Origin of the sequence: Sphingosinicella microcystinivorans, assembly GCF_003634215.1 — a bacterium.
Taxonomy (GTDB): Bacteria; Pseudomonadota; Alphaproteobacteria; order Sphingomonadales; family Sphingomonadaceae; genus Sphingosinicella; species Sphingosinicella microcystinivorans.
Genome location: NZ_RBWX01000007.1, coordinates 1,129,477 through 1,145,054, shown reverse-complemented (window position 1 = coordinate 1,145,054; position 15,578 = coordinate 1,129,477). Strand labels below are relative to the sequence as shown.

Genomic DNA, 15,578 nt, shown 5'->3' with positions numbered 1-15,578 from the left:
GTTTTGATTGCGAACTCAAACACATGCCTACAGGCACACGAATCCGCCACTTTCAGTTTGAAAGCAAGAAGAGGGCCAATCGCCTTAATGCGCGCATTTCCGGCGATACGGCGCGAGCATTGCCTTCAAAGTGTAAAGGAGACCGACAACGACCGAACAGGGTTCGTCATCCCAATGCGGCGCACACACCCTCGCGCCATGCATTTAGGTGCGAGTCGTTCTCGAATGGTGCGGGTAAATGCAGCGGCGATGCATGGAAGAGAGAAGAGCTACACGCCTTCCCTGACACCAGCTGCAGCAAGGCGCGGCAGCACATCCCGTGCAAGCCGCTGCAAGGCATCGACATAGTCAATCGCGCTGAAGATCACACCGTCGACGCCCGCTTCGACCACGCTGACGAGCTTCGCAGCCACGGTTTCCGCGCTGCCGACAACGGGCATTCCAGACCCCAGGGCTACCGTGCGTCGCATGAAGCGCATCTGGTCGGAATCCTCGGCCACACCGTTTTCACGTGCCAGCGTGGAAATGAAGCCGTCAATGGCCGCATGGTCCGCCCTGTCTTCCGAATAATAGCGCAGATAATCGGCCGCTTCTGCTTCCGTGTCCTTCAGCACGAGTTGGGCGTTGGTCCAGACCTGCACGTCGCGCCCGTACTCATCCCGGGCCAGCGCTTTATATTTTGCGACCTGGGCCTGCCACTGGTCGGGGTTCTCACCGAACAGACCGATGAGACCCATGTTCGAATGGCGAGCCGCAAAGCGCATCCCCGTTTCGGAAAAGCCCGCATTCATGATCGGCACCGCGCCGCCCTGCGAAGGCTGCGGGCGGGATAGCGCGCCTTTCATGCTGAACCAGCGACTGTCGACATCGAACTCGCTCTTTTCCGACCAGAGGCGGCGGATGAGCGTCAGCCACTCTGCAAGATACGCGTAACGTTCCTCGTGACCCAGCATTTCAATGCCGAACATATCGAACTCACGGCGATTCCAGCCGCCGACGACGTTCATCCCGAACCGCCCACCGGAAATAGCATCGATCGTCGCCGCCTGCTTTGCCACGATCAGCGGGTGCACGGTTGGTGCATGTGTCGTCGCGAACACCCCGATGCGGCGCGTCGCCTGCGCGATTGCCGCAGCATAGGTAAAAGGCTCGATCACATCATGGGAGGCGTGTTGGAAATCGCCGTCTACATAGCCCTTCCAGCGTGCGATCGGCACAATGGCTTCAAGCCCGGCATCGTCCGCCATCTGCGCAATGCGCAAACATTCCGTCCAGTTCGGCTTGAACAGTTCCGGCACGGTCGTGAGCGCCGGCATGGTGTTCGCGCAGAATACGCCAAGCTTGAGCCGATTGTTTGAATAAACGGGATGCCGAGGCGAAACCGTCATTGCGCCAGGGCCTCGCGGCGAACGCGTATCCCGGCCTTCTCGCGATCCCACGTGTCGGCAGTCAAACCCTCTTTCCTCAGATCGCCCTTCAGCACCTTGGCCGATGGTGTCTTCGGCAGCGCACTCATCACCCGTATGTATCGCGGCACCATGAAATAGGGCATCCGCGCCACAAGAAATTCGGTCAGCTCGGTCATATCGATCGTGCTACCGGGTACAGGCGCCACCACGATCATTACCTCGTCTTCGGAATATTCGCTCGGCACGCCGATCGCTGCACATTCGCGAACGGCGGGGTGCGCGCAAACCTCCGCTTCCACCTCGAACGAAGAGATGTTCTCGCCGCGGCGCCGGATCGCATCCTTCATGCGGTCGACGAAGTAGAAATAGCCGTCTTCATCCATGCGGAACGCGTCGCCGGTATGAAACCAGCCGTTCCTCCACGCCTCCGCAGTCGCAACCGGGTTTGCGTTGTAGCCGCTGTTCATGCCCCAAGGCCGGTCGGTGCGGACGAGCATCTCGCCAACCTCGCCGACCGGCACCTCGCAGTCGTTCGCATCGACGAGGCGGACCTCGACGTTTGGGCGCGGGCGACCGCACGTTCCGCGTTTTGTCGGATTCGCTTCTGAGACGATCGGAGAGGAAATCTCCGTCATGTTGAAGATCGTATAAATATCAATGCCAAACCGCGCCTTGAAGGCAGGCGCGTCATCGGTGAACGGCACCATGAACGCCAGCTTCACCTTGTGATCGCGGTCGCGCTCCGAAGGGGGCTGCTTAATAAGGAAGGTCGCCATCACGCCGAGCAGGAAAACCACTGTGGTTTCCGTCTTCCGCACCACATCCCAGAACGTATCGGTGGAGTAGCTGTTGACCACTGCGACAGATGCACCGCGCGCGAGCATCACGAAAGGCGGCCCCATACCCCCGATGTGGAAGATCGGCGCGACTGTCATGTAGCGGTCGTCTTCCGTCACCATCGGCCAGCTTTCAGGACCGGCATTGGAGAACATGTGAAGATAGGACGACAGTACCCCTTTCGAAGGGCCCGTCGTGCCCGACGTGTAGATGATCGACTGGATGTCCCACGGGTCGATCGGCCGTTCGAGCGGTAGCAGCGCCGCTTCCGTACCCGAGAGATCGTCAAAGCGAGATGTCGGCAGACCGAAGTGCGGCGCATCCAGCGCCGTCGTCAGCACCGCCCGTTCAAGGCCCGCCGTGTCGATCTCGGAAAGGCGAGGCGCAAGCTCCGGGTGAACGATAATCACCTTCGCTCCGGAATTCGCCACGACATGGGCGAGCAACCCGCCGCGATAGGCCGTGTTAAACGGCACGAAAACCGCGCCGATGTAGTTGATGGCATAGAAAGCGAGAAGCGCGTCGGGGCCGTTTGGAAGCCAGACCGCGACGTGATCGCCCTGCCGGATACCAAGAGCCTGCAAACCTGCAGCTTTCTCGATCACACGCCGACGTAGATCCTGGAAGCTCCACTCTTCTCCATCTTCGAAGATCACATGGGTCTTTTCCGGACGCTCCACCGCCCAGCGATCGATCAGGTAGCGCAGAACGCATTCGTTCCTGTTCGGAATACGTGGATCGTGAAAATCGCGCGCGGTGTCCTCGCGGTCAGCCATGAGAAACTCCCCTCGTCATTTGTTTGTCGTTGCGGTTGGAAATGCTCCAACCGATGGGCACGCATCCCTGCGCGCCGGCCTCAGTCGAGGCCGATCAGCCGCATACACGCATGAGAGACCTGCTCGATGACATCGTCCCTCTTCCGGCGGCTGCCCCGCCAGTAGCAGTTCGGAATCCACGACAGCAGACCGCCCATCCAAACCGACATCGCCGCTGCGTCGTGAAGCGTCACGAGGCCGTCTGCACGACACTGCTCCACAAGGCGCGCGATCCTGAGATCGAATTCGTGTCGCAGCCGCAGAATCTGCTGTGCATCGATGTTGGTGAGGTTTTTCATCTCGCGCTGATAGACGACGATATATTCCATGCGATCGATGATGATGGCGGCGACCTCCCGCAGCGCAGCGCGGAGCTGATCAACCGAATTTCCAGGTGCAGCCGCTGCGCGATCCAGCGCATCGAGAGATTCACTGACGCCGACGGCGCACACCGAGGCCAGAATCTCCGCTTTGTTCTTGTAGTAAGTATAGAGGTACGGCTTGGTGACGTTGAGCTCGTCCGCGACCATGTCGAGTGTCGCCGTTTCATAGCCCTTTTCGTGGAACAGGCGGCTTGCCACTTCGAGGATGCCTTGCCGTTTCAGCGCGACGACATCAGGTTTCGACATGCGACGACCGCGTGGCCGGACTTGACTTGAGCCCGCCGTGGGCGCCGCTTCGACCAATTTGCTACGCGTTGCTCTCTTCATGCCGCCCTTCTCAGGATCTCCAGTATATCGGCAGAGGACCGCACCGGACGTGGATTGGTCCGTCCCCAGATATCAAGCATGGTGTATTCGGCAACCTGTTGGAAGCGATCTTCGCCCACACCGACTTCCGAAAGGGTACGGGGCATTCCCAGCGTGCGGATAAACCGGTCGAGGGCTTCGGAGGCCGTGCTTCCGGGTTCGCCCAAACACGCGCTGATGCGCTTCTGGCGGCTATCGTCGTATTCTGCATTCCAGGCCAGCACATAGGGCGACATCACGCAGGAAGTGTAGCCGTGCGGCACATCGCAGGTTCCGCCGAGGATATGGCCGATCGCATGGCTCGCACCCATCGGAACGCCGCCAATGATGGAAATCATCGACTGCCAGGCACCAACCTGACACTTCAGGCGCCCCTCAATATCCTTGGAATCCCGCTTCACGCGGCTCAGCCCTTCAACGAGAAGACGCAGCGCACTGTCCGCAAGGCCGTCGGCGAAGTCATTGGATGCGTATGACGCCAGCGTCTCAACCGCGTGATCGACTGCGCGCACGCCTGTCGAAAACCACAGCCATTCAGGCGTATGCAGCGTCAGTTCCGGGTCAAGCACCACGGCGATGGGCGCCATGTTCCGGTGCTCATAGCCCTGCTTGTGCATCACGGTCTCATCCGTCGCCCCGGACAGGGCATTGAACTCGCCGCCCGAAAGCGTCGTCGGCACACAAATCACGCGCACGTCCGGACCGACAGCGATCGGGTTTATGACCTGACCATCATCGGTGACATAGGTTCTGAGCGGCTCGAAACCTTCTACCGTCCGCACGTCATGCTTCAGCAGCAGCGCTATGATCTTGCCGGCATCGGTCACCGATCCGCCGCCTATCGTAACGATCAGATCGGCATTGGCCGCGCGCGCGGCATTTGCGCCGGCGAGAACACCCGATCGCGGCGCATGTGGCTGAATACCGGTCCAGGTCGCAGCATGGCGTTCGCCAAGCGCTGCCTCAACATTGCGCACCGCGTCCGTCGTATTCGCGAGCGTTGTGCCGGCAAGAATGAACACGCGCTGCGCGCCCGCAAGCGCCGCCTGTTCCGCGATAGCCTCCGCCGCGGGCCGACCGATTACGACGCGCTCGGTCGACGTGAAACCCATTGTCGTGCCAGCCATGTCATCCTCCGTATCTTTTTGGAATGCTGGCACAGTGAAATTCTACTGTCCAGTATATTCAATGCCCTCACAGCAGCGAGGCGCACAATCCGCAGCTTGACAAAATTATACTCATCAGTAGGCGAAGGTGCAAGACTATTGCCGATACAGCTGGAAATGGATGACCGTGGCAACAGAGGGAGCCAAGAGCGCGACAGGGCCGTTGTCTGGCATTCGGATCGTGGAATTCGCCGGTCTCGGGCCTACGCCCTTTGCCGCCATGCTGCTTGCCGACTACGGCGCGGATGTGCTGCGCATCGATCGCAAGGGCCAGGCCGGCCTTTCCCCGGGTGATGGCAGGCAGGACTTTCTGAACCGCAGCCGCAGTTCGATCGCGCTCGATCTCAAATCCGCCGATGGCCTCGCGCTTGCGCGGACGCTGATCGGCAAGGCCGACGTTCTCCTCGAAGGTTATCGCCCCGGCGCCATGGAGCGGCTGCAACTCGGCCCCGACGAGGCGTTGGCCCTCAACTCCCGGCTCATCTACGCGCGCATGACGGGCTGGGGCCAAAGTGGGCCGCTGGCGCAGAAGGCTGGGCACGACATCAACTATGTGGCGCTTACCGGGGGGCTCCACATGATGGGCAGCGCAGAGGCCCCGCCCCCCGTCCCCCTCAACGTCGTCGGAGATTTTGGTGGCGGTGGAATGCTGGTTGTTTCGGGCATCCTGGCAGCCCTTGTGGAGCGCCAGTCGAGCGGCCGCGGCCAGATCATCGATGCCGCCATGATCGACGGCGCGGCCCTGCTGCTCACCCAGCTTTACGCTTGGAAGGCGATGGGCTTCTGGACATCCGAGCGCGCCGCGAACCTGTTGGACGGCGGCGCCTATTTCTACCGCTGCTATGAAACCGCGGAAGGCTACGTCGCGGTCGGCGCGATCGAACCTCAATTCCATGCCGCGCTGATCGCCGGGCTTGGGCTTGAGCTTACAGATTTTTCCGATCACATGAACCGCGCGCTCTGGCCGGAGCGCTCTCGGACGCTCGAAGCGCTCTTCAAAACACGCACCCGTGATGAATGGATCGCTGTTTTCGAGCCGCTCGACGCGTGCGTGACGCCGGTCCTGACGCAGGATGAGGCCGTACGCCATCCCGCAAACATAAGCCGAAATGTCTTCACGGGTGTGGAGCGCGCAGAGCCCAATCCGGCGCCGCGTTTCTCGCGGACGCCTGCACAAATTCGCAGTGCGCCTACGTTGCCCGGCCAAGGTGGCTATGCTGCATTGAAAGCGTGGGGCATTCCTGATGTGGAGATTCGGGCGCTCGTTGCCCGCGACAGCCTTTCTGCTGAATAGATGCGGTTGACGGGTTACCAATCGATCTGAAGTTCCGTCAGGCCGCGAAAGTGCACCCCGCGCCAGTGCGGACTCTGTATATCTACGCGCATCGTCGGGAGTCGCTTGGCGAGCATCGCAAGGCCGATCTCGCCTTCCAGGCGCGCGAGTTCCGCGCCGACGCAGAAATGAATACCGCCGCCGAACGTCAGATGCCGCGGGCCATCGCGCGTTATGTCGAAGACATCCGGATCCTTAAAAACGCGCGGATCGCGGTTGGCCGCGCCCAGCATCGCCATCACACGCTGGCCGGCCGCGATCGTACGCCCGCCGAAAGTCGTATCGGTAAAGGCGGTGCGGTAAGTCATCGTAAGCGAACTTTCGAAACGCAGGATTTCCTCGGATGCGGACGCCGCGAGCGCAGGATCGCTTACAAGTTTCGTCCACTCCCCAGGATGACGGTGCAGCGTCAGCAACCCGTTGCCAAGCATGTGGGCGGTCGTTTCAAACCCGGCGCCGAACAGCGCAATCGCAACCGTGGTCATCTCCCATTCGGAAAGGCCGTTGCCGTTATCACGTGCCTCAAGAAGCGCCGTAGCGAGGTCATCGCGCGGCTCACTCCGCCGGCGATCGAAAACCTTCTTGAAGAAGCGTTCCAGGAACAAGATCTGGTCGTTTGCCAGTTTCAACTCGTCTGCAGGAAGCGGCCGCATCTCCAGGACGAGGAAACTATCCTGGATCGCCTTGTTGAGCGCCATCAGCAGATCGTCATCCGCCTCATCAGCATCGATACCCAGCATGTCGCACATGACAGCCGTTGGGAGCTTGTAAGCAAAATCGTGGATGAACTCCATGCGGCCACCGTCGATCACCTTATCGAGCAGCCGATCGGTTATCTCCTGAATGCGCGGGCGCATGGCCTGCACACGTCGCGCCGTGAGCGCCTGCGTCACGAGCCCGCGAAGCCGGGTATGTTTAGGCGGGTCTTGAAACACGAACACGTCGGCGAGCCAGCGGTAGGCGGGATGCGAGAAAACGTCGAAATCCTCGCCGTAAAGAAGCCGAATATTCCGCTCGAAATCGCCCTGCCCGAAATTCTGGCGATCCATGATGATCGCGCGAACATCGTCGTAACGCGTCACCACCCAATAGCCGTGATCCGACCAGTGCACGGGATCATGTTCGCGAAGCAGCGCGAAGGCGGGATAGGGATCGGCGAGCAACTCTGTATCGGTCGGGTCCATCGCGAAGTTTTGAAGCCAACGTCCCGATGCAACATCCGCCATCATGCAAGCCTTTCAGGGCTATAGACCGGTTTGAACACTGAGCCTTCCGGCAAAACGCGAACGGCGTGCACACCGCCGAAATGCGCGGGGACGAGAAGCGACCCCCTTTGTGCCGCTTCTTCGAGAACGGCACGGCGGCTTTCGCGCGCCCTATCCTGATCTTCACAGAACTGGCTGTTCCAGTCCGGATTGTGGATCTGGATCGGATGGTGAAGGACATCGCCAACGAAAAGGGCGGAATCGCCATTGGAATGAACACGCATGGCCAGATGACCCGGCGTATGACCGGCGACAGCAAACAGATCGATCCCGGGCAGCACTTCAAACCCGTCCTCGGCCCATTCCACGCGGTTCTGATCGATCAGCGGCTGAACACTGTCTTCGAACACGCCGGCGTTCACCGCCTTGCCTGTCGCCGAAGGTTCCGCACTGTCATCATTCGGATCCCAGTAAGCACGATCACCCAGTGGCAGGATGTATCGCGCATTGGGGAAGGTCGCCTTCCATCCGTCGTCCGAGCGTATGGTGTTCCAGCCGACGTGATCGATATGGAGGTGCGAACAGACCACCGTGTCGATGTCGCCAGGCTGGAATCCCGCCGCGCCGAGGCGGTCGAGAAATTCCGTCTGCAAGCCGCCGAAGATCGGAATTCCCGGGCGTTCCTTATCGTTCCCCGCGCCCGTGTCGAACAGAATCCTTTCAGCGCCGGTATCGATCAGCCAGCTTTGCAGGAAGCCATAGATGAGTCCGGTTTCCGCCTGGTGATAGTCCGGCACAAGCTCATGCTCATGCGGCTGCCAGAGCGCTTCGTCGAATCCCCGGAACATCGCGGCGGGCGGCGCGAAGCCGCCCTGCCATTCCTCAATCCGATGAAGCGTCATGTCTCCGATACGAAACCTGTCCATCCCTTGCGCCTCCCACGGTTATCGTGTCCAGGCGACGGCGTTCCCGACACCCGGACCACGAAACCGACGCGATCAGAACGCGTAGCCGAGCGTGAACCCATAGGTACGCGGCGGGATGACCGACCCGACCCGAACGAGTGCGAAGGTTGGTGCCGTCACGATGTTGTTCGAGATCGCGAACTTGTCGGTAAGGTTGCGCGCCCAGAGGCTCGCGGACAGGCCGCTCTCATGCTTGTAGGTGAGATTTGCGTTTACAAGCGCATATCCCCCCTGCGCCGCATCGCTGTTGTTGAACTCGGTGAAATAGACCTTGCTCTGATAGCTCATGTCGGCACCAAGTGTCAGCTCGCCAGGGCCAACGTCCACAGTATAGTCGAAGCCCGCACCGAACGAGAATTTCGGCGCGTTTGGCAGGCGCTTTCCATCGAGATCCGCAAGCGCCGGATCCGACGGGCACGCGTCGTAGGAAATTCCCGGCCGGCTGACGGCCGCGCCATAGTAGCCGTTACAGAAATCCTGGAACTTCGCATTGAGATAGGCGGCGTAGGCATTGAGCGTAAGATTGTCGTTCACGCGACCGCTGAGCTCAAGCTCGGCACCATAATTCTTCGCGGCGCCGGCATTGATCGTTTCCACGATGCTCTGCGCGTTGACGAAGCCGACCTGAAGGTCGGTGTAGTCGTAATAGAACACAGCACCGCTCAAAAGGATGCGGTTGTCGGCAAGCTGCTGCTTGAAGCCTGCCTCATAGTTCCACACGAATTCGGGATCGATCACCGAGTTCGCGCTGCCCACGTTTATAACGCCGGACTTGAAACCGCGCGTGACCGTACCGTAGATCAGCGTATCGTCGGCCGGCCGCCATTCGACGAGCAACTTCGGCGTGATCGCCCCCCACCCCTTCTTTCGATCGGTGGGAATATCGATCCCCGCCGCTTCGAAAGTGAACTGGCCGACGCCTTTGCGCCGTTCATAGCTGTAGCGCGCACCCGCCGTGACCCTCAGCTGAGACGTCAGATCGAATGCCGCCTGCGCGAAAACGCCGTAAGACTTCGTATCCACCGTACCGCGCTGGAAATAGTTGCCGTCGTCGAACGTATCCGCCGGCAATCCGAAGAGAAGCCCAAGGTTGATCGTCGGAACCTTGACTTCGCCGTAGAGCTCCTCCTCGAAATACATAGCGCCTGCGAGGATATCGAGGCCGCCGCTCTTGTAGTTTAGCAGCAGTTCCTGGCTGAACGAGTTGGCGTCCTCGACATAGTTGTTCTGGCCGTACATCCAGACGTCCGAAACGTCGAGATCGGTCCGATTGAAACGGCTGAAATCGCGGTATGCCGTGATCGATTTCAGGTTGAAATCACCCGAATCCCACTCGACAAGAGCCGTGTAGTTCTCCCCGTTGCGCTTATTGATCGGGTCTTCGTCCGAATAGATGTTCCGGAGGTTCGGCTTCTCGCCGCGCGCGGTATAATAATCAAAGATTGTTTCACCGCCGAGCAACTTGTGCGGCAGAGATTCCGCCGGAACGATCGTTGGACCGAAGTAATGGAAGGCGTAGTTGTTGTCGTCTTCCTCATAGTGCTCGACGATCAGCGATGCCGTCAATTCCGGCGAAAGGCGCGCCTCCAGAATGCCGCGCACCGCATAGGCATCGCGGTTGTCGACATCGGAGCCAGTGAACAGGTTCTTGCCGTATCCGTCGCGCTTTTCCCTCTTGCCGGCAACCCTGAAGAGCAGCGTATCCGCTATGAGCGAACCTCCGACAGCGCCCTCCAGTGTAACTGCGTCATAATTCGCATACGTACCACGAATGTAGCCGGACAGATCTTCCGTCGGCTTTGCTGTAATGAGGTTGATTGCACCGCCCGTGGCGCCGCGCCCATAAAGCGTGCCCTGCGGCCCACGCAGCACTTCGATCTGCGCAAGATCATAGAAGCCAGCCAACTGCGCAGCCGGACGCGAGATCATCGCGCCATCCTGGAGGAATGCCACGGCACCATCGGCACCAAGATCGATGCTGGTCATCCCGATACCGCGAATAAACGTGCGGTTCACACCGAACTGGTCGCCGATCGACACGTTCGGCACGGAAGATTGAAGGTCGCCGATGTCCTGAATGCCGCCCGGCCCCAGATCCTGGGAGGAGATGGCTGAGACTGCAGCTGCGGTGTCCGCAAGCGACGTATTCTGGCGCGTGGCGGTGATGACGATTTCCGAAGCCTGGGGCTCATCTACACTGTCAGCGCCCGGCGCCTGTTGCGCAAGCGCAATGCCCGAGAGTGACGCGGTCGCCAGAAGGCCAGCCCCGAATGCAAATACACATGAGTTCCGTCGCATAGCAACACCTCCCCGATCGTTTATGACTTATAGGCAAAGAATATACTTGTGAGTAGATTTTGCAAGCACCTTCAACAGGCTGAGTCCATTGAATTCAGTCAAAAAAAATGGCATAAATTCAAAACCTTTTCACAATCGACGTCGCAGGACCGCTGCGTCCGATCGAATTTTCCATACTGATTGGTATAAGCCCTCTAAGAGCGCAAACGCACTGAGAGGCTGGCCGCGCTAACCGTTCGCTGCAGCCTTCTCCCCTTCCCGCGCAGGCGCACGGTTATCCGTGAAGATGAATTCGGCCGGATGGGCGTTCCTCGTCATGCGCCAGAATGCGTCGTTCCGCCACGGCGTGATGGCAACGATGCGCCCACGCGCATTGCGGTACCAATTCTCCGTGCCCGGGTGGGTCCAAACGAGCTTTTCGTGCGCGGCATCCACCTTGTTCAAGTAGTCGTCGTAAACCTGCTCGCGAACCTCCACGGCAGATGCGCCCTGCCGCACCATCTCTTCGACAATCCTCAGTGCATAGTGGGTCTGGTTCTCGATCGAGCGGATCATGCTTCCGCCGTGGCCCGCCCCCACATTCGGTCCGAGCAGGATGAAGAAGTTCGGAAACCCGGGGACCACCGTGCCCAGATATGCAGCGGCATTGTCGCCGTCCCAGAAGTCACGCAGCACGCGCCCACCGCGCCCGACAACATCGTAGGAGCCGAGAACATTCGCGGCCTGAAAGCCCGTGGCCAGGATCAGAACGTCCGCTGAAACGCTCTCACCATTCCCGGCGATAAGCTGTTCCCCTCGAATCTCGGAGAGGCGGTCCGGGATCAGCCGCACATTTTCCCGTCGAAGCGTACGATACCACCCGTTGTCGAGCAGCATGCGTTTTGCGAACGGCGGATAATCCGGGAGGACATGCGGCAGAAGATCCTGCCGATCGCCAAGCTCTTCCATCACGTACCGCGTGAAATACTCCCGGTGTCCGTCGTTGATAGCGTTCACGGCACGCTCGGGATGGTTCCAATCGGGATCCCTGAACAGCGTGCCGTGCACCCTGTCGTTGAACGTCCAGGACAGGCGCTGCTCATACCAGGCCCTGTAAAGCGGCACAGTCTGCAGCAGATAGCGCACACCGTCCGGCACTACCTTCCGGAACTGCGGGAATGGAGCTGCCCATTGCTTCGAACGCGCGAATATCGTGAGTTCCGAAACGCTTCCAGCAATGGCGGGCACAACCTGCATCGCCGACGCACCGTTTCCGACGACCGCCACGCGCTTGCCGGTCACATCCAGGTCTTCCGGCCAATCCGATGTGTGCACAACGCGGCCCGCGAAGCCATCGAGCCCCGGAATATTGGGGACCAGCGGCATGTTTAAAATACCGACCGCACTGAAGACGAGGTCTGCGTAGTGATGCTCAACCCGCCCATTCTTGTCAGTGATGGTGACTTTCCAGCGGCTCTCGCCCTCCATCCACTCCGCCTTCTGAACCGTCGTCTCGAAGCTGACACGATCATTCAGGCCGTACTCGGCAGCGGTTTCGACAAGATAGGAGGAAATCTCGTCACGCAGCGGGAAATACTTGGACCAGTCAGCGCCGCGAAACGAGAAGGTATAAGTGAGGTTCGGCGTATCGACGCCGCAGCCAGGGTAGCGGTTTTCCCACCACGTCCCGCCGAACTGCGTGTTTTTCTCAAAGATTCTACACTCTACGCCCATATCTGCGAGCTTGATCGCCGCGCATATTCCAGAAACGCCCGCGCCGATCACGATTGCGCTCAACGGCCGCTCGGGCCGAGGCACCGACACCTCTCCTTCCAGCCTCATCGTCGCAGCGATGACATCGCCGTATTCATCCGGCACGTCTTCGACCATGGCGACGCTCAGTATGTGCGCAAGCTGAGCGTTGGTGGGGCGTGGCAGCGCGAAATCCAGTCCGTTCAGCCAAGCTACGATCGCTTCGTAGGCAGCATCTCGGATCAGCTGCTGAAGATCATCCGGAAGCCCTGCAGAATCATTGTCGTCGAGCCCTTTGCCACGCTTCGGCGCGAACGGCGCCTCCAGCCACTTGGCATCACCGGTCATCTGGAAGAGGCATAGGAGCAGAGAGGGAATATTACCGTTATCGACGCCCGCGCGAAGCCGGACATAGTCAACGCCCGCGCCCGCGGCAGGCCTGTCGGTAATATTTTCCAATCTCATTTCCTCTTGCAGCGCGTCCACGAACGGCAGTTGCTTGCATTTAATATACTGCTGGGTATGACAATATGTCAACGCGCAACAAAGCGCCCGCTGAAAGAGTGGATGAAACGCATACCAGATAGTAGGTGCCTTGCCGGTGCTCAGCGGATATCAGGGAACATTTCCGCGATTTCAGGCTGAAAGCGCTTGGGAAATGTGTGCTATACGTTGTGCCTGCAAGTTAGCCGCAACCAATCGTGCCTTCAGCGCACGGGTCCGGGCTGAAACGTTCGTTGCCTCTCGCTTTTTCGTTAGCCGAGCGCCGTCTCGGCCCTCTCCGCGCTAGAGACGCTCCCGCCTGATCGTGTTTGCCTCAACCTCATCGCGGGTGCGCCAGCTTGGCCTCAGTCGCTTCTCGGTGAAAAATGGAAGTTGATCAGCAACGTGCGGAGATCCAGGCCGGGTGGCGTTGCCGTAGACCAAGAGGACCTCGCCCCGAGCACCGTTCGATCCAAAGGTCACGAATTGTGTCCAGCCCTCCCCGGCATTGGCACGGGCAACCCCCTGCTCATCGCGCGGCGTATATTTGACAAGGCGTAGTCCGCCATAGGCGTCCATACTGCCGCTGGACGGCGCTTCGCCCACGATTCTTGGATTGCGGTAGGTCTCATCGCGCTGCGTCAGCACAACGCGGTGCATTTCGCCCCAGGGAACATCGAGCGCGCGCCCCTCGGCCCGGAGAGCGCGAACAGCATGAACAAGAGCGTTCAGCGCGCCTGATCGGTCACCAATACCCACCGGCGTTTCCAGCGGACGCGAAGGGTCATAAGGAACCGCGAACAGCGACGGAGGCGTGGTCGGCGTGCTGTTCGGCGTCGGCGCGGAGGAGTTTACGTAAGCCTCACGGAACCGATCGAACAACACCGCACCGCGACTTTCCGCGTCGGCCTTCCGGTCCCAACGCGACAGGACCTCAACAGCTTCCTTCAGCTCCGTGTTTTCCGCCTGACGCGCGATTTCGAACAAATCCGGCAACCATCGATCGGCCAGAACCATGTGCGTAGACTGCTTCGAAGCCAACATATCCGCCGCCGAGAGTTTCGGCTTGGCGATCAAGGCCATTGCGGATTGCTGCGGTCGAAGGTCCATCAGATCGAAAGTCAGCCACGCCGGATAATCCGCCTTGCGGAGCGCCGCCGGGAATGTCGACGTCCACGGAGAATCGTTGGAATTCTGAATGAACCCGCCAGCAGGATCGAGGACGCGAGGAAGACGCGCATAGGGGACGGTTCGCGTCCACAACTGCCGCGGGTCGCTGCCATCCAGAACGCCGCGATGAGAATCATAATCTCCTGAAGACCGTACCGGCCTTACACCCCCGTCTACATAAAGAAGACGCCCGGATCGATCTGCGTAGACCAGGTTGAAATATGGCATCTGCAACATCGAGAATGCCTTCTCGAACGACTTCAGATTCGAAGCCGCCGCCATGCGCCAATACTGTAGAACGGGACGATCCGTATCGAGCCCGGCAACCCGCATTGCCAATGCATGGCCGTCGGCACGCCGTGCGATGACCGGGCCATGCACGCTGTATGCGACGGTAAAGTCTTTTTGGACGCATGAACTGCCCCCGAAAGCGCAAACTGTGACACCGGCAGGCCGTTCCTTCAGTTTCAGCCTCCGATCACCGAAACGATACTGCTCATCCCTCAAGGCAATGTCGTAAACATCGACGTTCTGAGCGGCGTTGACGGTATGGCTCCAACCAAGGTGATCGTTGAATCCGATCGCGAGCACCGGCACGCCAACAAAACTGACTCCCGTAAAATTCGGGCCCGGATTTTTTGCGTCTCCAACAACGATATGCGCTTCCATCCACTGGAAGAGGCCTTTCCGGGCAAGCGGGAAGCCGTTGCTTGACTGGGGGCCCGACGCTCCGAGATCGATGTGGGGATTGCCGACAAGCATTGGCTCGCCCGTCGCACTGCGCGCAGGAGAGACCGCATACGCGTTCGATCCGAACTGTCCGCTGGAGAGCCCGGCTACGGCTTTGCCCTTTTTCCAAGCGGCGGCGTTCGCGTAGCCTCTCGCTCCCATGAAGCTGTAGTGGATTGCAAGTTGATACAGAGCGAGCGCATCCGACTCCCGCACCGGCAAAACGCGCGCGATTGCCGGATCGAGCGTCGCACGGTTACGCTGAGCCCAATCGTTCGCGCCCTGCGTAAATGCCTTGAGCAGAGCGCGCTGCTCGCTACCGCCGGACTTCAGCCAGCGGCGCGCCCGTGCAGGGATATCGTTGGTTATGACGTCGATATCGCTTTCCACATTCCGGTCGCCCGCGCCCGGACCGAAAAACGCCGCATACTCTCCGCGAGCGGAGGCAATGTTCAAAAGGACCTGCTCGGCGTGGTTCGTCATTTGCGCATAACCGAGCGCGCGCATCGCGGACGTGTCGTCCGGCGCATAAATGTGGGGAACACCATACCGGTCCCAAAGGATTTCGGCTGAAGACCGGGCAGCCTCCAGCGCCTGCGCGTGTGCCGCAGAAATCCCAAGAGTCAAAAAAATCCCAACAGCATTTCGCAAGATTTTCAACGCACGCTCTCCATAAACCACCTAGCAG

Annotated in this window: 10 protein-coding genes; 1 reads left to right on the top strand and 9 read right to left on the bottom strand. The window is 59.8% G+C overall.

Annotated features, from left to right (window positions below):
* Window positions 1–269: 269 nt before the first annotated feature.
* From DFR51_RS05530 to DFR51_RS05515, 4 genes are all read right to left on the bottom strand, one after another.
* Window positions 270–1,388: an LLM class flavin-dependent oxidoreductase gene (locus DFR51_RS05530; RefSeq protein ID WP_121047986.1), complete on the bottom strand. Its 1,119-nt coding sequence runs from the start codon at window positions 1,386–1,388 to the stop codon at window positions 270–272.
* Window positions 1,385–3,022 carry an AMP-binding protein gene (locus DFR51_RS05525; RefSeq protein ID WP_121047985.1) on the bottom strand — a complete coding sequence of 546 codons (1,638 nt, stop codon included), beginning with the start codon at window positions 3,020–3,022 and terminating at the stop codon, window positions 1,385–1,387. Before DFR51_RS05525 ends, DFR51_RS05530 begins: the two co-directional genes overlap by 4 nt.
* A gap of 80 nt (window positions 3,023–3,102) precedes the next feature.
* Window positions 3,103–3,690: a TetR/AcrR family transcriptional regulator gene (locus DFR51_RS05520; RefSeq protein ID WP_121047984.1), complete on the bottom strand. Its 588-nt coding sequence runs from the start codon at window positions 3,688–3,690 to the stop codon at window positions 3,103–3,105.
* Window positions 3,691–3,767: 77 nt separating this feature from the next.
* Complete coding sequence (locus DFR51_RS05515) at window positions 3,768–4,937, bottom strand: iron-containing alcohol dehydrogenase (protein ID WP_121047983.1); 1,170 nt, start codon at window positions 4,935–4,937, stop codon at window positions 3,768–3,770.
* Between the two features lie 160 nt (window positions 4,938–5,097).
* Between DFR51_RS05515 and DFR51_RS05510 the strand changes: the two genes are divergently transcribed.
* Window positions 5,098–6,270 carry a CaiB/BaiF CoA transferase family protein gene (locus tag DFR51_RS05510; RefSeq protein ID WP_121047982.1) on the top strand — a complete coding sequence of 391 codons (1,173 nt, stop codon included), beginning with the start codon at window positions 5,098–5,100 and terminating at the stop codon, window positions 6,268–6,270.
* A 14-nt stretch (window positions 6,271–6,284) separates the two neighbouring features.
* Here DFR51_RS05510 and DFR51_RS05505 read toward each other — a convergent pair whose 3' ends face one another.
* From DFR51_RS05505 to DFR51_RS05485, 5 genes are all read right to left on the bottom strand, one after another.
* Window positions 6,285–7,535, bottom strand: a complete 1,251-nt coding sequence (locus DFR51_RS05505) for a cytochrome P450 (protein WP_243446544.1) — start codon at window positions 7,533–7,535, stop codon at window positions 6,285–6,287.
* Entirely contained in the window at window positions 7,535–8,440 is a 906-nt protein-coding gene (locus DFR51_RS05500) for an MBL fold metallo-hydrolase (RefSeq protein ID WP_121047981.1), read from the bottom strand. The genes DFR51_RS05505 and DFR51_RS05500 overlap by 1 nt, the downstream gene beginning before the upstream one ends.
* 72 nt (window positions 8,441–8,512) lie before the next feature.
* The gene (locus DFR51_RS05495; protein ID WP_121047980.1) at window positions 8,513–10,777 is read right to left on the bottom strand and encodes a TonB-dependent receptor; all 2,265 of its coding nucleotides are present in this window, start codon (window positions 10,775–10,777) and stop codon (window positions 8,513–8,515) included.
* A gap of 228 nt (window positions 10,778–11,005) precedes the next feature.
* Window positions 11,006–12,973 (bottom strand): flavin-containing monooxygenase, encoded by a 1,968-nt coding sequence (locus DFR51_RS05490; RefSeq protein WP_121049838.1) that lies wholly within the window; start codon window positions 12,971–12,973, stop codon window positions 11,006–11,008.
* A gap of 321 nt (window positions 12,974–13,294) precedes the next feature.
* Window positions 13,295–15,571 carry a penicillin acylase family protein gene (locus tag DFR51_RS05485; protein ID WP_121047979.1) on the bottom strand — a complete coding sequence of 759 codons (2,277 nt, stop codon included), beginning with the start codon at window positions 15,569–15,571 and terminating at the stop codon, window positions 13,295–13,297.
* Between the last annotated feature and the right edge of the window lie 7 nt (window positions 15,572–15,578).